Source organism: Sphingopyxis sp. (assembly GCF_051861155.1).
Classification (GTDB): Bacteria; Pseudomonadota; Alphaproteobacteria; order Sphingomonadales; family Sphingomonadaceae; genus Sphingopyxis.
In genome coordinates this window covers 349,761-367,392 of sequence record NZ_JBHYDE010000004.1, presented here as the reverse complement: position 1 = coordinate 367,392, position 17,632 = coordinate 349,761, and the positions used below count along the sequence as shown (strand labels likewise).

The 17,632-nt window shown below is 65.7% G+C and carries 18 protein-coding genes; 10 read left to right on the top strand and 8 right to left on the bottom strand.

Annotated features, from left to right (window positions below; translation table 11 throughout):
• The first annotated feature begins 33 nt into the window (after positions 1-33).
• The 3 genes from surE to ACTIFP_RS09925 all read left to right on the top strand — a co-directional run bounded on the left by surE (position 34) and on the right by ACTIFP_RS09925 (position 3,007).
• Positions 34-798 carry a 5'/3'-nucleotidase SurE gene (gene surE / locus ACTIFP_RS09935; protein ID WP_439568552.1) on the top strand — a complete coding sequence of 255 codons (765 nt, stop codon included), beginning with the start codon at positions 34-36 and terminating at the stop codon, positions 796-798.
• A gap of 281 nt (positions 799-1,079) precedes the next feature.
• Positions 1,080-1,943, top strand: coding sequence for a peptidoglycan DD-metalloendopeptidase family protein (locus ACTIFP_RS09930; RefSeq protein WP_439568551.1), 864 nt, complete (start codon positions 1,080-1,082; stop codon positions 1,941-1,943).
• Positions 1,940-3,007 (top strand): potassium channel family protein, encoded by a 1,068-nt coding sequence (locus tag ACTIFP_RS09925; protein ID WP_439568550.1) that lies wholly within the window; start codon positions 1,940-1,942, stop codon positions 3,005-3,007. Before ACTIFP_RS09930 ends, ACTIFP_RS09925 begins: the two co-directional genes overlap by 4 nt.
• Here the strand turns inward: ACTIFP_RS09925 and ACTIFP_RS09920 are convergent.
• Positions 3,004-3,396: a DUF1761 domain-containing protein gene (locus ACTIFP_RS09920; protein ID WP_439568549.1), complete on the bottom strand. Its 393-nt coding sequence runs from the start codon at positions 3,394-3,396 to the stop codon at positions 3,004-3,006. The two genes, ACTIFP_RS09925 and ACTIFP_RS09920, sit on opposite strands and share 4 nt — an antisense overlap.
• A gap of 83 nt (positions 3,397-3,479) precedes the next feature.
• On the opposite strand from ACTIFP_RS09920, the gene ACTIFP_RS09915 reads away from it, so the two are divergent.
• The 3 genes from ACTIFP_RS09915 (at position 3,480) to ACTIFP_RS09905 (ending at position 7,284) form a co-directional block, all read left to right on the top strand.
• Complete coding sequence (locus ACTIFP_RS09915) at positions 3,480-4,187, top strand: esterase/lipase family protein (RefSeq protein WP_439568548.1); 708 nt, start codon at positions 3,480-3,482, stop codon at positions 4,185-4,187.
• A 178-nt stretch (positions 4,188-4,365) separates the two neighbouring features.
• A complete protein-coding gene (rimO, locus tag ACTIFP_RS09910) occupies positions 4,366-5,736 on the top strand; it encodes a 30S ribosomal protein S12 methylthiotransferase RimO (protein WP_439568547.1) in 1,371 nt (456 codons plus the stop codon).
• Between the two features lie 93 nt (positions 5,737-5,829).
• Complete coding sequence (locus tag ACTIFP_RS09905) at positions 5,830-7,284, top strand: DUF4403 family protein (protein ID WP_439568546.1); 1,455 nt, start codon at positions 5,830-5,832, stop codon at positions 7,282-7,284.
• 5 nt (positions 7,285-7,289) lie between these two features.
• Here the strand turns inward: ACTIFP_RS09905 and ACTIFP_RS09900 are convergent, their stop codons facing one another.
• The 3 genes from ACTIFP_RS09900 to ACTIFP_RS09890 form a co-directional block, all read right to left on the bottom strand.
• Complete coding sequence (locus ACTIFP_RS09900; RefSeq protein WP_439568545.1) at positions 7,290-7,751, bottom strand: DUF1579 domain-containing protein; 462 nt, start codon at positions 7,749-7,751, stop codon at positions 7,290-7,292.
• Between the two features lie 72 nt (positions 7,752-7,823).
• Positions 7,824-8,837, bottom strand: coding sequence for an inorganic phosphate transporter (locus ACTIFP_RS09895; RefSeq protein ID WP_439568544.1), 1,014 nt, complete (start codon positions 8,835-8,837; stop codon positions 7,824-7,826).
• Between the two features lie 15 nt (positions 8,838-8,852).
• Positions 8,853-9,977: a DUF47 family protein gene (locus ACTIFP_RS09890; RefSeq protein ID WP_439568543.1), complete on the bottom strand. Its 1,125-nt coding sequence runs from the start codon at positions 9,975-9,977 to the stop codon at positions 8,853-8,855.
• Positions 9,978-10,165: 188 nt separating this feature from the next.
• Here ACTIFP_RS09890 and ACTIFP_RS09885 point away from each other — a divergent pair, with 188 nt between their 5' ends.
• The gene (locus ACTIFP_RS09885; protein WP_439568574.1) at positions 10,166-11,722 is read left to right on the top strand and encodes a flavin-containing monooxygenase; all 1,557 of its coding nucleotides are present in this window, start codon (positions 10,166-10,168) and stop codon (positions 11,720-11,722) included.
• Here the strand turns inward: ACTIFP_RS09885 and ACTIFP_RS09880 are convergent, their stop codons facing one another.
• Genes ACTIFP_RS09880 through ACTIFP_RS09870 form a run of 3 tightly spaced genes read right to left on the bottom strand, consistent with a single transcriptional unit; the run spans position 11,723 to position 13,715 of the window.
• The gene (locus ACTIFP_RS09880; RefSeq protein WP_439568542.1) at positions 11,723-11,905 is read right to left on the bottom strand and encodes a DUF3008 family protein; all 183 of its coding nucleotides are present in this window, start codon (positions 11,903-11,905) and stop codon (positions 11,723-11,725) included. It abuts the gene before it with no gap.
• A 23-nt stretch (positions 11,906-11,928) separates the two neighbouring features.
• Entirely contained in the window at positions 11,929-12,864 is a 936-nt protein-coding gene (locus ACTIFP_RS09875; RefSeq protein WP_439568541.1) for an SDR family oxidoreductase, read from the bottom strand.
• Between the two features lie 17 nt (positions 12,865-12,881).
• Positions 12,882-13,715 carry a DUF4163 domain-containing protein gene (locus ACTIFP_RS09870; protein WP_439568540.1) on the bottom strand — a complete coding sequence of 278 codons (834 nt, stop codon included), beginning with the start codon at positions 13,713-13,715 and terminating at the stop codon, positions 12,882-12,884.
• Between the two features lie 55 nt (positions 13,716-13,770).
• Between ACTIFP_RS09870 and ACTIFP_RS09865 the strand changes: the two genes are divergently transcribed.
• The 3 genes from ACTIFP_RS09865 to argC all read left to right on the top strand — a co-directional run bounded on the left by ACTIFP_RS09865 (position 13,771) and on the right by argC (position 17,134).
• Entirely contained in the window at positions 13,771-15,174 is a 1,404-nt protein-coding gene (locus ACTIFP_RS09865) for a leucyl aminopeptidase family protein (protein ID WP_439568539.1), read from the top strand.
• A gap of 130 nt (positions 15,175-15,304) precedes the next feature.
• On the top strand, positions 15,305-16,204 hold the full coding sequence (locus ACTIFP_RS09860; protein WP_439568538.1) for a C40 family peptidase: 900 nt from the start codon (positions 15,305-15,307) through the stop codon (positions 16,202-16,204).
• 3 nt (positions 16,205-16,207) lie between these two features.
• Positions 16,208-17,134, top strand: a complete 927-nt coding sequence (gene argC / locus ACTIFP_RS09855) for an N-acetyl-gamma-glutamyl-phosphate reductase (protein ID WP_439568537.1) — start codon at positions 16,208-16,210, stop codon at positions 17,132-17,134.
• Positions 17,135-17,322: 188 nt separating this feature from the next.
• On the opposite strand, the gene ACTIFP_RS09850 is transcribed toward argC, so the two are convergent.
• Positions 17,323-17,538, bottom strand: a complete 216-nt coding sequence (locus tag ACTIFP_RS09850; RefSeq protein ID WP_137752434.1) for a hypothetical protein — start codon at positions 17,536-17,538, stop codon at positions 17,323-17,325.
• Positions 17,539-17,632: the final 94 nt, after the last annotated feature.

The following is a 17,632-nucleotide window of genomic DNA, read 5'->3' as shown; positions in this document are numbered from 1 at the left end:
AGCCCGGGATGACGAAGAAGGAAAGTAGAAAACGTGCGCATCCTCCTCACCAACGACGACGGTTACCACGCCCCCGGCCTGGCCGTGCTCGAAGCGATCGCGCGCCAGCTGTCCGACGACATCTGGGTCTGCGCCCCCGCCGAGGAACAATCGGGCGCCGGCCACTCGCTCACCCTGTCGCGCCCGGTGCGGATTCGCGAACATGGGCCGCAGCGCTGGTCGTGCAGCGGCACCCCGACCGATTCGGTGATGATGGCGATCAGCAAGCTGATGCCCGACAAGCCCGACCTGATCCTCTCCGGCGTCAACCGCGGCGCCAACCTGGGCGATGACGTCACCTATTCGGGCACCGTTTCGGCGGCGATCGAGGGCGCGCTGGCGGGCATCCGCTCGATCGCGCTCAGCCAGGTTTATGCGAAGGAAGGCATGGGTGACACCGTGCCGTTCGAGGCAGCCGAAGCGTGGGGCGCCAAGGTACTGCGGCCGCTGCTCGACCTGGACATGGCGCCGCGCACCTTGATCAACGTCAACTTCCCCGCAATCCCCGCCGCCGACGTCCAAGGCATCCGCGTGACGCGGCAGGGCTTCCACGACTACGGCCGCGGTTCGATCGTCGAGGGCACCGACCCGCGCGGCTATCGCTATTACTGGTTCGGTCTGCACGGCATCGAACACTCGCCGGGGCACGACAGCGACCTGGAAGCGATCGACGATCGCTACATCTCGGTCACCCCGCTCCAGCTCGACCTGACGCACGACGCGTCGCTGGCCGCGCTGCGGAGTGCTTACGCGGCCTGACCCGTTGCCCCGCGAAGGCTTTGGGTCTAGCCACCACCCGCTTCCTTTGGCAAAAGCGGCGCGTGGGGGAATATAGACGACATCTCGGGGCTTTGCTGTGCGTGCTATCGCTCGCCGCGTGCATCCCCGCGGCCCCGGCCCCACCGCCACGCCCCGTCGCCTCGCCACCGCTTCCCGCGCCCATCCCCGATAGCTTTGATTTTGAGCGCCATTCGGCGGGCGATGTCGTCGGCGGCGACGCCCGGCCGACCTGGACGCTGAAACCTGTCGCCACAAATGCCGTGCAAGTTAACGCGAGCGCCTACACCGTCCGCCCCGGCGACACGCTGCGCGCGATCGGCGAGATGAGCGGCGCCGGGTCCGAAGCGATCGCGCTGGAAAACGACCTCACCCCGCCCTTCACCCTGCGCGCCGGGCAGGTGCTGCGCATCCCCGCGGGTCTCTATCACCGCGTCGGCACCGGCGAGACCGGGATCGGCATCGCGGCCGCTTATCGCGCCGACTGGGGTGAGATCATCACGATCAACGCCCTCGACGAACCCTATATCCTGCGCGTCGGCCAGCGGCTGCGCCTGCCCTCCGACGCGCGCGCAGCCCCTCCCGGCCCGGTCAATGTCGACGCCCGTGCCGCCGCCTTCACCCTCGACATCGACGACATCGCCACCGGCAGCCAGCCCGCGCTGGCCGAGGCTGCGCGTCCCACCGCGGGCAGCGCCGCACCGCGCCAGCCGGTGACCACCGCGATCGCCGCACCGACGCGCTTCGCGGGCCGCTTCGAATGGCCGCTCAATGGTCCGATCCTCGCGCGCTTCGGCCCGCTCGCGCCGGGCAAGGTCAGCGACGGGATCAACATCGCCGCCGCCGCGGGCACCCCGATCCGCGCCGCCGCCGATGGCGTGGTCGCCTATGCCGGCGACCAGATCGGCGTTTATGGCGGGTTGATCCTGATCAACCATGGCGGCGGCTGGGTCAGCGCCTATGGCCATGCCGCGCGCATCGATGTCCAGCGCGGTCAGGCGGTGCGGATCGGCGACGTCATCGGCCGCGCCGGGGCGACCGGACAGGTCCAGACGTCGCAACTCCATTTCCAGCTGCGCAAAAATCGCATACCCGTCGATCCGATGAAGCAATTGCCGCCCCGATGAGCGATCGCAAACCGTCGAAACTGAAACTGCATCACCGCTTTCAGCCGCTGAAGCGCGCCAGCAAATGGCCGGTGTGGGCCGACGTCCTCGCGCGGCTCAGCCTCGCCTTTTTCCTGATCGGCATCGTCGTGCTGGTGCACTGGATCGACCGCGCCGGGCTGAAGGACAATTATGACGGCGAGATCAGCTTCCTCGACGTCGTCTATTTCACGATGATTTCGGTGACCACCACCGGCTTCGGCGACATTCATCCGGTGTCCGACCGCTCGCGCCTGATCGAGGCGGTGATCGTAACCCCGATCCGCATCGCAGTGCTCTTTATCTTCGTCGGCACCGCCTATAATTTCGTCCTCAAACGCACATGGGAAAAATGGCGCATGGCCCGCATCCAGGCAAAGCTCACCGACCATATCGTCGTCCTCGGCTATGGCACCAGCGGCGCCGAGGCGGTCCGCGAACTGATCGCACGCGGCACCGACCCGACGTGCATCGTCGTCATCGACCAGTCGGCCGCACGGATTGCCGAGGCCGAGGCCGCGGGCTGCAACGTGCTCCAGGGCGACGCGTCGAACGACGACACGCTGATCGACGTCCATATCGCGCGCGCGCAATCGGTGCTGGTGTCGGCGGGGCGCGACGACACCTCGATCCTGATGGTCCTGACCGTCCGCCACCTGTCGCCGAATGTGCCGATCAGCGTCGTTATCCGCGCGCAGGATAATGAACTGCTCGCGCGCCAGGCGGGCGCGAACAATGTGATCAACCCGGTCAGCTTCACCGGCCTGCTGCTCGCGGGATCGGCGCAGGGGGCGCATGTCGCCGACTATATGGCCGATCTCGCCAGCATCGGCGGCCGTGTCCAGCTGCGCGAACGTCCCGTCGCCGCCGGGGAAATCGGGCGCAGCATCGACCAGCTCGCTAGCGAAGGCCGCGGGCTGCGCATCTATCGCGGCGGCAAGCCCTTCGGCTTTTGGGAGGCCGAAGCCCAAAGCCTCGCCCCCGGCGACATGGTCGTCGAGGTCATCCGCTGCGAAGAGTGCGAAGCGAGCGTGCCCGGCGGCTAGCCGAGAAACACAAACACCGCGCCCATCGCGGCATAGAACGCAATCCAATATCCGGCGTCGATCCCGAACAATTTCAAACTCGCGCGGCTGAACAGATAATTGGTGCCGATCGCCGGAACGATAAAGCCCAGCGCAATCCCGACCGAAATCATCATCGTCGACCGCGCACTCATCGCACCGAAATGCGCGAGCAAATGGCCGAGGAAAATCGCCGACACAATGCTGAGCGCAAAGGTGGTGCCATAGATCAGCACCATATTGCCCTGCTGCAAATCGGCTTCGGTCAGCCCGCGTTCCTTCATCCACGCCTTGCCCAGCAGCGGCCCGTACCAGATGCCACCGACGACAAAACCCGCGAGCGCCGCGACCAGAATCGCGATCCAGTTCATATTCGCCATCTTCCCCTCCCCCTTATCGGCTTGCAATGCCGTGCCGAGGCGACAAACTATAACGATGTGAAAGGGAGAAGGCGATGCCCCGCGACGTTCCGCTTCCCACCGGACTGAAGCCGCCGACCCGGCTCGCGCAGCTCGGCGAGCTCGCGCTGCCGCTCGACCTGCTGCGCTATGGCCTTGGCGGCTATCATCTGGTCGGCGCCCCGCGTGGCGACGGGCGCCCGGTCACGCTGCTCCCAGGCTATGGCGCCAGCGAGCTGTCGATGCGACCGCTCGAAGCCTATCTGCGCCACCTTGGCTATCATGTCCGCGACTGGGGCATGGGCCGCAACCAGGGCCGCGTCGCCGCCGATGTCGAGCGCTTCGCCGCCCAAGCCGCCGAATGGGTCAAGGCCGATGACGCCCCGCTGACCCTGATCGGCTGGAGTCTCGGCGGCGTGATCGCGCGTGAAACCGCGCGCGCCTATCCCAAACTGGTCCGCGAGATCATCACCATGGGCACCCCGATCATCGGCGGCCCCAAATATACCGCGCTGGCGCAGCGTTTCGCCGGGCGCGACTTCGACGCGATCGAACGCGAAATCCACGCTCGCAACCTGAAAGGCCTGACCCAGCCGCTGACCGTCATCTATTCCGACCGCGACGGCATCGTCGGCCCCGACATCGCGGTCGACATCTACAACGACCAGGCGCGCAACATCAAAGTCGACAGCACGCATCTGGGTTTGGGGATCAACCCAAAGGTCTGGCGAATTGTCGCAGAAACGCTGGCGGGGGCAAACTAAACCCCCTCCCCTTCAGGAGAGGGGCAGCGAGACTTGCCAGCTTGCTGGCTAGCCGCAGCGGGGTGGGCCGATCGGCCTCGCGCTAGCCTGCAGCCCCCACCCCAACCCCTCCCCTGAAGGGGAGGGGGTTTAGAACCCGTGACAAACCCCAAAAAATCCCCTATGCGCGCCCGCAATCATGACAGTCAAAACCCTCCCCACCCAGCCGAAGGTCGGCATGGTTTCGCTCGGCTGCCCCAAGGCACTGGTCGATAGCGAACGGATTCTCACCAAGCTGCGCGCCGATGGTTACGGCCTGTCGCCCGATTATGCGGGCGCCGACGTCGTGCTCGTCAACACCTGCGGCTTCCTCGACTCGGCAAAGGAAGAAAGCCTCGAGGCGATCGGCGAAGCGATGGCCGAGAACGGCCGCGTTATCGTCACCGGCTGCATGGGCAACGAAGCCGATGTTATCCGCGCCCGCTTCCCCAACGTCCTCGCGGTCACCGGCGCGCATCAATATGAACAGGTCGTCGATGCCGTCCATGACGCCGCGCCGCCGACCCAAGGCCCCTTCGTTGACCTCGTCCCCGAGGGCGGGCTCAAGTTGACCCCGCGGCACTACAGCTATCTCAAGATTTCGGAAGGCTGCAACCACAGCTGCTCCTTCTGCATCATCCCGGACCTCCGCGGTAAACTCGTCAGCCGCCGCATCGACGCGGTGCTGCGCGAGGCCGAAAAGCTCGTCGCTGCGGGGACCAAGGAACTGCTGGTGATCAGCCAGGACACCTCGGCTTACGGCGTCGATACCCGCCACGACCCGCGCCAGTGGAAAGGCCGCGAAGTCCGCGCCCACATGACCGACCTCGCGCGCGAACTCGGCCAGCTTCAGACCAGCGAAGGCCGCGCCCCGTGGGTACGCCTCCACTATGTCTATCCCTATCCGCATGTCGACGCGGTGATACCGCTGATGGCCGAAGGGCTGCTCACCCCCTATCTCGACATCCCCTTCCAGCACGCGAGCCCGAGCGTCCTCAAGCGCATGAAGCGCCCCGCCAACGAAGCGAAGGTGCTCGAACGGCTCAAGAACTGGCGCGCCATCGCCCCCGACATCGCGATCCGCTCCAGCTTCGTCGTCGGCTTCCCCGGCGAGACCGAGGCCGATTTCCAGTATCTCCTCGACTGGCTCGACGAAGCCCAGCTCGACCGCGTCGGCGCCTTCCGCTTCGAACCCGTGGCGGGCGCGCAAGCGAACGCGCTCGACGATCAGGTGCCCGAAGAGGTCAAGGAAGAGCGCTACCAGCGCATCATGGACAAGACCGCCGCGATCAGCGCCGCGAAACTCGCAGCCAAGATCGGCCGCACCCTGCCCGTGATCATCGACGAAGTCGGCGAGGCGGACGAAGACGGCAGCATCGGTGCGACGGGACGCTCACAGGCGGATGCGCCCGAGATCGACGGCCACGTCTATCTCCGCGACGTCGCGGCGACGCTGAAATCGGGCGACATCGTCGATGTCGAAATCGAGGATGCCGACGAGCATGATCTGTTCGGGGTCGTCGCCGCCTGACCTGTTGATTTGTTGGAACGACCTTTACCGATTGGTGTTACCATGTGGGCATCAATCGGGGGCGGAGACATGCGGGCGATCACCATACTGGCCGTGGCTATCGCGTCAGCGACCATGCTCACCGCGTGCGACCGCAAGGTTGATGTCGAGCCGCCGCCGCGCGCGACCGACTCTGCCCCCTCGCCCACGCAGACATCGCTGATCGCGGTCCCGATCAATGCCGATACGTCGGCGCTCAGGCAGGCGCTTGAACGCGCGGTGCCGAAAACCCTGTGGACGATCAATCGGCGCGAACGCGCGTGCGTGAAGCCGCAGCGGGTCAAGGTCTTCGGCAAAAAGGTCAAGGTCACACCGCCCATCGCCTGCACCATCGTCGGTCAGGTAACGCGCGGGCCGCTGCGGCTGCGCGGGGCGGGCGACGAGATCATCGTCGATGTGCCGCTCAATGCCACGATCGCCGCGCGCGATGTCGGCGGGGTGCTGAAGGGCGAGACCGCGACCGGCGCCGCGCTGGCGCACGCACGGGTCAAGGTCGACATCACCCCCGACTGGCGCACCCGCGTTAGGGCACGGATCAGCTATGGCTGGACCAGGGCGCCCGGGATCGATTTCCTGGGCAAACGGATCACCTTCACCGACGAGGCCGACGCAAAGCTGAAGCCCGTCGTCCGCGATGTCGAGCGCGAAGTGAACCGCGAAATCGCCCGCATCGACATCCGCAAACAAGCCGCCGACGTCTGGCGGCAGAGCTTCACCGCGCTCGAACTCAATCGCGACAAACCACCAGTGTGGATGCGCGTCACGCCGCAGCGCATCCTTTATGGCGGATACCGGATGGAGGGGCAGCAGATGCGGCTGAACCTGGGGCTTGAGGCGATCACCGAGACTTTTGTTGCGGGCCGCCCGGCTGATCCGGCGCCGACCCCGCTGCCGCGCATGGTGCGCGAGGCGCCGACGCCACACCTCGACGTGCGCGTACCCGTGCTCGCCGACTATGCCCAGTTGCAACCTGTCGTCGATCGCGCGCTGCTCAAACGATCGGCGCGGCCGTTCGACTTGCCCAAGGTCGGGGCGATGACGGTCAAATTCGGCAAATCGACGATCTATGGCGCGCCCGATGGGCGCATCGCGGTCGGCGTCGATGTCGCCATGCGGCTCGCCAGCCGAAGCGGCGAGCCGACCCACGGCCGCATCTGGATGACCGCGGTGCCGGTCAACAAACCGGGATCGGCCGAGGTCCATTTTTCCGACCTCATCATCAACGGCGATACCGACGGGGTCGGCGGCGACCTGTTGCTCGTGCTTGGCCGCAGCGAGGGGTTTGCGCCGCTGATCGCCAGCGCCTTGACCCAGAATTTCGCCCGCGACCTTGGCGAATTGCAAGGCAAGATCAAGCGCGCGGTCGATCAACGGCGCGAAGGCGCGTTTGTGATCCGTACCCATGTCGATGGTTTTGAGATTGGTCAGATCAAGGCTTATGGCAACGGCCTGTACCTGCCGGTCCGGCTGGTCGGCGGCGCGCGCGTCGATTATCGCCCGGCGAGATGAGAGGGTCAGCGGCGGGTAAAATCCATCGTCCAGTTCACCTCCCAGCGCGCGCCGCCGTCCGCCGACATCGCCTGTTCCCAGCGCGGCGATGCGGTGTCGGTGCGGCTCCAGACAAAGCGCAGCCGGATCGGTCGCCCTTCCAGCACGTCGTCGGCGTAAAATTTACCGATACCGTCGTCGAACCGGCCGATGACCGGGACATCCAGCGTATGCGGCCTACGCCCGTCGAGCCACCAGATCGCCCAGCTATTCTGCGCCGGATCGAAAGATCGCAGCGCGACCGCGCGATAGGTGCCGCCGGGGATATGAAGGACATTATCCTCGACATTGCCGTGCCCGCCCAGGATCGGGCGCATGTCGCATGTCCCGTCGAATTCGTCCCAAACATCGCAACCGGCAAGCCGCGCCTGCAACCGGCGGTGCTTCACCTGCCAGCTGCCAATCTGGAAATCGAAATCACCGGCCATCACGGACGCTCCCGAACATCATCGACGGATTCGTTCTTATTACGTTCTCATTCGAACGCAACCCCGCACGGTTCAGAACAGCCGCGTGATGCCATAGAACGACGCCGCCACGATCGCGCTCGCGGGGATGGTGATGAACCACGCCGCGACGACATTGCTCGCCACGCCCCAGCGCACCGCGCTGGCGCGGCGCGCCACGCCGGCGCCGATGATGCTGCCGGTGATCGTGTGCGTCGTCGACACCGGGATGCCGAGCAGGCTGGCGGTGAACACCATGATCGAGCCGCCGGTCGAGGCGGCGAACCCCTGATGATGCGACAGCTTGGTGATGCGGCCGCCCATCGTCTCGATGATCTTCCACCCGCCCGACAGCGTGCCGAGCGCGATCGCAACATAGCAGCTGAAGGCCACCCAATGCGGCACATGAAACTCGCCCTGCAGATAGCCGGTCGAATAGAGCAGCACCGCGATGATCCCCATCGTCTTTTGCGCGTCGTTCAGCCCATGGCTGACCGAATAAGCGGCCGAAGAAAGCAGGTGGAGGCGGCGAAAGGTCTTTTCGGCGAATTTGGCGGTGGCGCGGTGCAGCGCCCAGCTGCTGAGCAGCATCACCAGCATCGCCAGCAACATGCCGAGCATCGGCGAAAGGAAGATCGCGATCACCGTCTTGTTGAGCCCGGTCCACTCGATCCCCTCGAACCCGGCATGCGCGACGCCCGCGCCGACGATGCCGCCGACCAGCGCGTGGCTCGACGACGACGGAATGCCTTTCAGCCAGGTGACGACGTTCCAGAACATCGCGCCGACCAGCGCCCCGAACACCACCGCCGGGGTCACCAGATCCTTGTCGATGATCCCCTTGCCGATCGTTTCCGCAACTTTGTGCAGTTCGGGAAAGATGATCGAAAGGAAATAGGCGGCAAAGTTGAAGAAGGCGGCAAAGATCACCGCCTGCACCGGGCGCAGCAGCCGCGTCGCGACGACGGTCGCGATGCTGTTTGCGGCGTCGTGCAGCCCGTTCAGAAAATCGAACGCCAGCGCCAGGATGACCAGGCCGACGAGGAGCGGGAAAGCGAGTTCGTGCATCGTGAGCGCCCCCGCTTAAGCGTGGTCGATGACCAGGCCGTCGATCTCGTTCGCGACATCCTCGAAACGGTCGACGACGCGCTCGAGGTGGCTGTACAGCTCGCGCCGGATGATGAATTGCGTGGTGTGCGCCTCGCCCATCTCGCGGAACAGGCGCTTGAGCCCGGCGGCGTGTATTTCGTCGGCATGACCCTCCATCCGCACCAGCCGCTCGGTGAGTTCGTGCAGCCGCGGCCCGTTGGCGCCGATGTTGCGGAGCAGCGGCAGCGCTTCGGCGGTCAGCCGCGCCGCATCGACGATGATCCCGGCGATGTCGCGCATTTCGGGTTCGAAATCGGTGACATCGTACAGATCAACTGCACCCGCGGTCTTCTGCATCTCGTCGATCGCATCGTCCATCGACGCGATCAGGTCGGTGATCGCGCTGCGATCGAACGGGGTCAGGAAGGTGCGGCGGACCGTCTGCAACACTTCGCGGGTGATCGCGTCGGCATCATGCTCGCGCTCGACGATCTCCTGGATGTGATCGGCCATCCCCTCGCCGCCCTGGAGCATCCGCGACAGCGCATTAGCCCCCGCGACCAGCGTCGCGGCGTGGCTTTCAAACAGTTCAAAGAAATTTCCCTGTCGCGGCAGCAAACGCTGAAACCATGCGAACATTCGGCTTACCCCTGTTTTTTCGGCTACATTCTGGACGACCCCGTTCGGACGCGCGGCGGCGCGAAAGCCGCTGTCGCCGAACGAGCGGATCAGCGCCTGCAGGTCGGGTTCCTCGACCACCGTGGCGGCGGCGTCGAACGGGAACCAGCGGCGGTCGCGCTCGTCCATTTCCTTCCAGTCGGCGAGTTCGTTGGTGACCGCGAGCGGAAAGACTTCGACGTCGAGCAGCACCGCGGCGCCATTGGCGCGGCGCTTGCGATATTGGTAGCTGCCGATCGGGGTCGGACACACCGCGCCGATGACCCCCGCCTCTTCCTCGGCCTCGATCGCCGCGGCGGCGTGGCGCGTCATCCCGGTCAGCGGATTGCCCTTTGGAATCACCCAGCGCTTCGTCTCGCGCGAGGTGATCAGCAGCACCTCGGTCGCGCCGTCCTGTCCGGGTCCGCCAAATCGATAGGGAAGGACGGCGATCTGACGCATGGGCTCTATCCTTTCCTGCAAGGGCGGCCGCGGCGGGCCTAGGTGACAAAATCGTTACGCCCCTATGACAATATTATGACAGCGACAAGCGGGCTTCATCCCGGCGCTGCTTTCCGTAAACGTCAATTCGATTGCAAAATGCAACGCGGTGCGTAAGCTGGCGTCAAACATAGTCGGGAGACAGGATGATGGCAGGCACCACGACGATGGAACGCGCCGCACACACGAACGCTGCACCCGTCGATCAGGATGTGCTGATCGTCGGCGCCGGCATTTCGGGCATCGGCATGGCGGTCCACCTGCAACAATATAGCCCCGACCGCAGCTTTGCACTCCTCGAACGCCGCGCGGACCTCGGCGGCACCTGGGATCTCTTCCGCTACCCCGGCATCCGGTCGGACAGCGACATGCACACGCTGGGGTTCGTGTTCGAACCGTGGAAGCATGAAAAGACGATCGCCGACGGCCCCGCGATCCTCGAATATCTCAATCGCATCGTCGACGAACGCCATATCCGCGAGCGTATCCGCTTCGACCGCAAGGTCGTCGGCGCCGACTGGGACAGCGCGGCCGCGCGCTGGACCGTCACGCTGGAGAACGCCGCGGGCGCGACATCGACCACGACGGCACGCTGGCTTTACCTCGGCGCTGGCTATTATGATTATGACGAGCCGTTCGACGCCAATTTCACCGGGCGCGAGGATTTCCAGGGCCAGATTATCCATCCGCAATTCTGGCCGAAGGATCTCGACTATGCGGGCAAAAGGGTCGTCGTGATCGGATCGGGCGCGACCGCGGTGACGATCGTCCCGGCGATGACCGATCCCGTCAACGGGCCGGGCGCCGCACATGTGACGATGCTCCAGCGCACCCCGACCTGGTATTTCATCCGCCCGGCGAAGGACGCCTTTGCGAACTTCCTGCGCAAGATCCTGCCCGAGGAGCTGGCGTACCGGATCACGCGGTTCAAGAATGTGCGGCTACAGGACATCGGCTTTCGCCGCGCGCGCGAAAAGCCGCACAAGGTTCGCGAGTTCCTGACCAGGAAGCTGAAGGCGGCGCTCGGCGACCGCTATGACGAACAGGCGTTCACCCCGCCCTACAACCCCTGGGAACAGCGGCTGTGCCTGGTTCCGGACGCCGATTTCTTCGAAGCGATGAAAAGGGACAAGGCGTCGGTCGTCACCGACCATATCGAACGTTTCGACGCCCGCGGCATCCAGCTGAAATCGGGACGGCGGCTCGACGCCGACATCATCGTCACCGCGACGGGGCTCAAGCTTGCCGTCGCGGGCAAGATTCCGGTGCGGGTCGACGGCGCGCCCGTCGATTGGAGCGAGCATTTCTATTACAAGGCGTGCATGTTCTCGAACGTCCCGAATTTCTCGGCGGTGTTCGGTTACCTCAACGCCAGCTGGACGCTGCGCGCCGACATCGTCGCCGAATATGTCTGCCGCGTGCTCAACCACATGCAGGCGACCGGCACCGACGTCGCGACCCCCGCGCTCGCCGATCCGGCGACCCTGACCGAAGAGAATATCTTCGATTTCTCGTCGGGTTATATCCAGCGGTCGCTGCACATCATGCCGAAAAATGCCGACAAGCTGCCCTGGCGGCTCAGCCAGAATTATGTTCAGGACCGCATCGACATGAAAACCGGCGCGATCGAGGACGGCGTGCTGACGTTCGGCAAGGCCAGCGCCGTAGAATCCGCCGCGCCGGCGGAGCTGCAAGCCGCCGAATAATCAGCCGACGTGCTCGGGCTTGCCTTTCGTCGAGCCGGCCGCAAGCGCTTCGAGTTCAGCCTCGCTCATGCTCTGTGCCATCTCTTTCGATGCGCCCTTCAATTTGGCCCTTGGGGTATCACCGCGCTTGGCGCTGAGCGCCGCGCCCGCGGCTTTTTGTTGGGCCTTCGATTTCGCCGGCATAATCCGTCTCCTGCCTGCCCCCGCTATCCATTAACGATCATGCCGCCGTTGGGGTGCAACACTTGGCCCGACATATAGCTGCTGTCGTCGCAAGCGAGGAACAGGAAGGCGGGGGCGACCTCGTTGGGTTCGCCCGGGCGCTTCATCGGCGTGCTTTCGCCGAACGTCGCCACCTTTCTGGCCGGTGCGCCGCCGCGCGGATTGAGCGGCGTCCAGATCGGTCCCGGCGCGACGCCGTTTACGCGGATGCCCTTTCCGACCAAATTTTCGCTGAGCGAGCGTGTGAAGGCCGTGATCGCGCCCTTCGTCGCGCTGTAATCCAGCAGACCGCCCGACCCCTGATACATGGTGACGCTGGTGCAATTGACGATCGCCGCCCCCTTTTTGAGGTGCGGCAACGCCGCCTGTACCAGATAGAACATGCCGAAAATATTGGTGGCAAAGGTCCGCTGCAACTGCTCCGGACTGATGTCGCGAATGTCGGCGGCGGGATGTTGTTCGCCGGCGTTGTTCACCAGAATGTCGAGACGACCGAACTTCGCGACCGTCTCCGCGACGATCTTTTCGCCCGCCTTGGCCTTGCCAACATCGGCCTTGATCGCGATCGCGCGACCGCCCTCACCTTCGACGATCGCGGCGGTGGCTACGGCATCGGCCCGGTTCTCCAGATAGACGATCGCGACATCGGCGCCTTCGCGCGCAAACAGCGCACAGACGGCGCGCCCGATGCCGCTGTCGCCGCCGGTGATAATCGCGACCTTACCGGCGAGCCGCCCCGAACCTGGATAACGCGGCTGCCATTGGGGCGCGCGGTCCAGGTCGGACTCCCGGTCTGACGGTGGTTTGGCAATCGTCTTGCCACCGCCGCCGTCGCGCCTCAGCTTGGCTGCCGCTTTCTGCTTGCCCTTCCGCTCCTTGGGGCTTTCACCGACCTTCCCGGCTTTGGGCTGCTTTGCCATGTCCATGTCCTTCGATCTCAATTGATGGGGAGGAAGTCGCGCTTGAATTCATCCTTCACCGCGCCGACGAGCGCGCCGGTCACCGGCACGTTGATCCGGTAGCTACCCTCGGCAAACGGGCCGATCTCGTATGGCGCGATGGCTATCGTCATGCGGTCAAGGTAGCGCCCGTCGGACGAGCCGAGCCACACCGTCTGCGCTGAGGCGGGCGGGCATTGGCCGAATGGGCTGTCGGGCGCTTCTTCGCGCAATATGCCCTTGGCCGCCTTGGCGCGTTTGATGCCCGCGCAGAAGCGGTCGCGGATCGCGGCGTCGAAAGCCTCGCCGCTGGTGAACAGGTCGAGCGGCTTCAGGCGCTTCGCGCGGTTGCGGTCCCACAGCAGCGTTTCAAACCCGGTCATGCCGTGCGCGCCGCCGGCGTAGGTCTGGATTTCGGCCGAAAGACTGAGGAAGCGCGGCGTATTCGTCATCCGCTGCCATGTCTGCAAATGGCTGTGTGCATGATAGGGGAAACCCGCCTTTTCCGCCGCCGCCTTGTCGCGCCGCGCCGCGGCGATCAGCGCGTCGCGCTTGGCGGCACGGTCGCTGGCAAGCCACGCGGCAAGGTCGGGGATCGCCGCTGCCTCGCGCGGATAGGTGTAAACGAATTCGATCAGGTCATTGCTTTCCTTGACGTTCGATGCCGTGGCATTGCTGGCCGCAACGTCGGCCGCCCCGCCCGGCGGAGCGCCGGGGACCACGGCGGCGGCCGCCTTTTCCGCCGGGGTTGGCGGATCGTCGGAACAGCCCGCCAGCAGCGCCGCGGCGGTGAGGATCGGGAGGATGGTGCGAAGCGATATCAAAGGCGTCATGCCAGCATAACGCCGGGAATCGACAAAATATCCCCGGCGGCCTAGCACGATCCGCATGACCGACTATTCCGACCTGATCCAGCCCGACAAGGGGCAGGACGCGCGCCCGATCCATCTCGTCGACAAAAAAACATACGACGCATGGCTGAAAGGCCGCAGCGCCCGCGAACGCGCGCACCTCGCCGCGGTCGGTTTCAAGCCCGAGGCGTTCGTCCATGCGATATTGCCGGGCGACGATCCCGAAAAATGGGCGATCGTCACGACCGTCGCGAATGTCGACACGCTATCGGCGTATTGCCTCGCCAAATTGGGGCAGATCCTGCCCGAAGGCCGCTACCGGATCGAGGGCCAGCAACCCGGCAAGGCGCTGTTCGGCTGGATGAGCGCGCAATATCGTTTCGACACCTACCGATCGAAGGTCGAGAGCAGGGGGCCGCGCGTGCTGCTGACCAGCGATGTCGGCGCAATCGCGCCGATGGTCGCCGAAATGCGCGCGGTCGCGCTGGTCCGCGACATGGTCAACACCCCCGCCGCCGACATGGGGCCCGCGGCGATCGAAAAGGCCGCCGACCGCATCGCCAAGGCGCATGGCGGCAAGCTGACCGTCACCAAGGGCGAGGCGCTTGAGCAAGGCTATCCGATGATCCACGCGGTCGGGCGCGCCGCGGCGAAGCATCACGCGCCGCGCCTGATCGAAATCGACTGGGGCAAGGACGGCGATCCGCGCATCGCGCTGGTCGGCAAAGGGATCAGCTTCGACAGCGGCGGGCTCGACATCAAACCGGCGTCGGGCATGCGGCTGATGAAAAAGGACATGGGCGGCGCCGCGCATGTGCTGGCGCTCGCCGAACTGGTAATGGCGAGCGGGTTGCCGGTGCGGCTGCACTGCCTGGTCGCGGCGGCCGAGAATGCGATTTCGGCCGATGCGTTTCGCCCCGGCGATGTGCTGAAAAGTCGCCTCGGGCTGACGGTCGAGATCGGCAATACCGACGCCGAAGGGCGGTTGGTGCTGGGCGACGCACTGGCGAAGGCGGGTGAGGCCAAGCCCGAGCTGATCGTCGATTTCGCGACGCTGACCGGCGCCGCGCGCGTCGCGCTCGGTCCCGACCTGCCGCCGCTGTTCGCCAACGACGACGCGCTGGCCGAGGCGATGCTAAGCGCAGGCATCGAACGCGACGACCCGCTGTGGCGGATGCCGCTGTGGGACGGCTATGCCGACCTGCTCGAAACCGACGTCGCCGACCTTGGCAACGCGGGCAGCTCGGCCTTTGCTGGGACGATCACCGCGGCGCTGTTCCTCAAGCGCTTCGTGCCCGAAGGCGTAGCCTGGGCGCATCTCGACACCTTTGCCTGGCGCCCGTCGGCCAAGCCCGGTCGCCCCAAGGGCGGCGCGGCGCTGGGCTTGCGCGCCGCGTGGGCGATGCTCCAGGCGCGCTACGACCGGCGCGGCAAGGCCTGAACATTCTTGATAAGCAGGCCCCGGCTGGTCTAATGGCGCGCGATTGTCCGCGCCTCGCGGACGTCGGATGGCAACGGGACGGCACGTGACAGGTCAAAGCGGCGATAATTCAGCGGCACATCGCGTTCGCATGGGACGCCCCGGCGCTGCGGGCGCGGGCCGCGACCGCTTTGGCCTGACCGGCACGTCGCAGGCCTATGACCCGCGCATCGTCGCGATCCGTCCCGACCTCGCCGACATCGCGGTCGCCGGCCAGCATTTCGCGCCGCATTATGCCGCGCCGATGATGCGCAGCGGGGTGCTGCCCGCCGCAGTGCTGCGCGGATCGCCGTCGCTGGACGCCGACCAGACGAGCGAATTGCTGTTCGGCGAAGGCTTTGCCCTGCTCGACCTTACCGGCGGTTGGGCCTGGGGTTATTGCCTCGCCGACCATTATGTCGGCTATCTGTCCGCCGACGCGCTGGCCGCGCCGATTGCGCCGACGCACCGCGTCGAGATGATCGAGGCGATCCTACACAGCGCCCCCGACGCGGCGAGCGGCGGTCCCGCCGTCCTGCCGCGCGGCGCGCTGGTGATGGGCGAGGTCGAGGGCGAGTGGCTGGTCACCGCGCACGGCTATCTGCCGCTCGCGGCGCTGGTCGAGGTCGGCGGCGAAGATGCCGACCCCGCCGGACGCGCCGAGGAACTGATCGGCACTCCCTATCTGTGGGGCGGGCGCACGTCGAAGGGCATCGATTGTTCGGGGCTGGTCCAGCTGAGCTGGGCCGCCGCGGGGGTCCAGCTGCCGCGCGACAGCGATCTGCAACTCGCCTCGCTCGGCACGGACAAGGATGTCGATCCGGCGGCGCTCGCACGCGGCGACCTGGTGTTCTTTCCCGGCCATGTCGGGATCATGGCCGACGAGCGCAATATCATCCACGCCAGCCGACGATGGATGGCGGTGAAGACAGAGCCGCTCGCCGACGTCATCGCGCGTTCGGCGGCCAAGGATCATAATCCGCCGGTCAGCGGATATAAACGACTGCGATAAACCATGACAAAGACGGTCTTCATCGACGGCGCGGCGGGAACGACGGGCCTGGAAATTGCCGAGCGGCTGGCGGGGCGCAGCGAGTTTTCGCTGATGACGCTGGGCGACGCGCGCCGCAAGGACGCGAGTGCGCGGCGCGAGGCGCTGAACGAGGCCGATTTCGTCATCCTCTGCCTGCCCGACAATGCGGCGCGCGAGGCGGTGGCGATGATCGACAATGACCGCACCCGCGTGATCGATGCGTCGACCGCGCACCGCGTCGCACCCGGCTGGGTCTATGGCTTTCCCGAGGTGAGCGGGCATGACGCAGTCGCCGGCGCCGCGCGCGTGTCGAACCCCGGCTGCTATTCGACGGGCTTTATCGCGCTCGTCGCGCCGCTCGTTCAGGCAGGCCTGCTCCCCGCCGACTGGCCCTATGCCTGCAACGCGGTGAGCGGTTATTCGGGCGGCGGCAAGGCGCTGATCGAGCGGTTCGAGCAGGACCACGACATCGCCTGGCGCGGCTATGCGCTCGGCCTTGGCCACAAGCATGTACCCGAAATGCAGGCGCGCTGCGGCCTGTCGGTCGCGCCGCTGTTTTCACCGTCAGTCATCCCCGCGCATCGCGGGATGGTGGTCGATGTCCAGCTGCCGCTGGCGGCGATGCCGAATGCGGGCTCGCCCGATGCGCTGCGCGCCGCGCTTACCGATTTTTATGCCGCCAGCCCGATCGTCGTGATGGGCGAAGCGCCGACCGACGGCGAAATGCTGCTCCGCGCATCGGGCGCGGGCGATGACCGGATCGAATTGTTCGTGTTCGCCAATGCCGACGCCAGCCAGGCGCGCCTGATTGCGCGGCTCGACAATCTGGGCAAGGGCGCCAGCGGCGCGTGCGTCCAGAATCTCAACATCATGGCGGGCTTGCCGGAGACGGCTGGGTTGCGGCTCTGATCCCTTCCCCCTTGATGGGGGAAGGATACGGAGCCTTATCGCTTTGCGATTAGGCGAAGTTGGATGGGGGTGATGGTGCGTCCTTGCACCACCGCTTTAGGCCGCGAGCGCACCCCCTCCGCTGCGACTAAGCCAGCAAGCTGGCAAGTCTCGCTGCCTCCCCCATCAAGGGGGAGGAACATCAAAAGTCAGTGCACCGTGTCGAGAATATCCTCGACCGCCAGATAGGTGATCAGCCGTTCGATCTGGCGCCAGCGGGCAAAATGGACATGATTGCCGAGCACGCGATATTGCTCGGCGCGCGCGGCGGCGGCGAAACCCGCTTCTTCGCCATGCACGCGGATCAGCGCATGGGCATCGTCGACCGCAGCGCGATCGGTCAGAAATGGTGCAGGCAGATGCATGGAGTCCCCGTCCGTTGCCTTGGAGCCGTTCTCCTAAAGCGCGCGCCTCACCGTGCCGTTCCCAACCGTGATGAAGATCCGGGTAAGGTTAATT

Excerpts from the sequence above, each read along its gene's own strand:
- ACTIFP_RS09925 (WP_439568550.1), top strand. The coding sequence starts at position 1,940 with ATGAGCGATCGCAAACCGTCGAAACTGAAACTGCATCACCGCTTTCAG.
- ACTIFP_RS09920 (WP_439568549.1), bottom strand. The coding sequence starts at position 3,396 with ATGAACTGGATCGCGATTCTGGTCGCGGCGCTCGCGGGTTTTGTCGTC.
- ACTIFP_RS09915 (WP_439568548.1), top strand. The coding sequence starts at position 3,480 with ATGCCCCGCGACGTTCCGCTTCCCACCGGACTGAAGCCGCCGACCCGG.
- rimO (WP_439568547.1), top strand. The coding sequence starts at position 4,366 with ATGACAGTCAAAACCCTCCCCACCCAGCCGAAGGTCGGCATGGTTTCG.
- ACTIFP_RS09900 (WP_439568545.1), bottom strand. The coding sequence starts at position 7,751 with ATGGCCGGTGATTTCGATTTCCAGATTGGCAGCTGGCAGGTGAAGCAC.
- ACTIFP_RS09895 (WP_439568544.1), bottom strand. The coding sequence starts at position 8,837 with ATGCACGAACTCGCTTTCCCGCTCCTCGTCGGCCTGGTCATCCTGGCG.
- ACTIFP_RS09890 (WP_439568543.1), bottom strand. The coding sequence starts at position 9,977 with ATGCGTCAGATCGCCGTCCTTCCCTATCGATTTGGCGGACCCGGACAG.
- ACTIFP_RS09885 (WP_439568574.1), top strand. The coding sequence starts at position 10,166 with ATGGCAGGCACCACGACGATGGAACGCGCCGCACACACGAACGCTGCA.
- ACTIFP_RS09880 (WP_439568542.1), bottom strand. The coding sequence starts at position 11,905 with ATGCCGGCGAAATCGAAGGCCCAACAAAAAGCCGCGGGCGCGGCGCTC.
- ACTIFP_RS09875 (WP_439568541.1), bottom strand. The coding sequence starts at position 12,864 with ATGGCAAAGCAGCCCAAAGCCGGGAAGGTCGGTGAAAGCCCCAAGGAG.
- ACTIFP_RS09870 (WP_439568540.1), bottom strand. The coding sequence starts at position 13,715 with ATGACGCCTTTGATATCGCTTCGCACCATCCTCCCGATCCTCACCGCC.
- ACTIFP_RS09865 (WP_439568539.1), top strand. The coding sequence starts at position 13,771 with ATGACCGACTATTCCGACCTGATCCAGCCCGACAAGGGGCAGGACGCG.
- ACTIFP_RS09860 (WP_439568538.1), top strand. The coding sequence starts at position 15,305 with ATGGGACGCCCCGGCGCTGCGGGCGCGGGCCGCGACCGCTTTGGCCTG.
- argC (WP_439568537.1), top strand. The coding sequence starts at position 16,208 with ATGACAAAGACGGTCTTCATCGACGGCGCGGCGGGAACGACGGGCCTG.
- ACTIFP_RS09850 (WP_137752434.1), bottom strand. The coding sequence starts at position 17,538 with ATGCATCTGCCTGCACCATTTCTGACCGATCGCGCTGCGGTCGACGAT.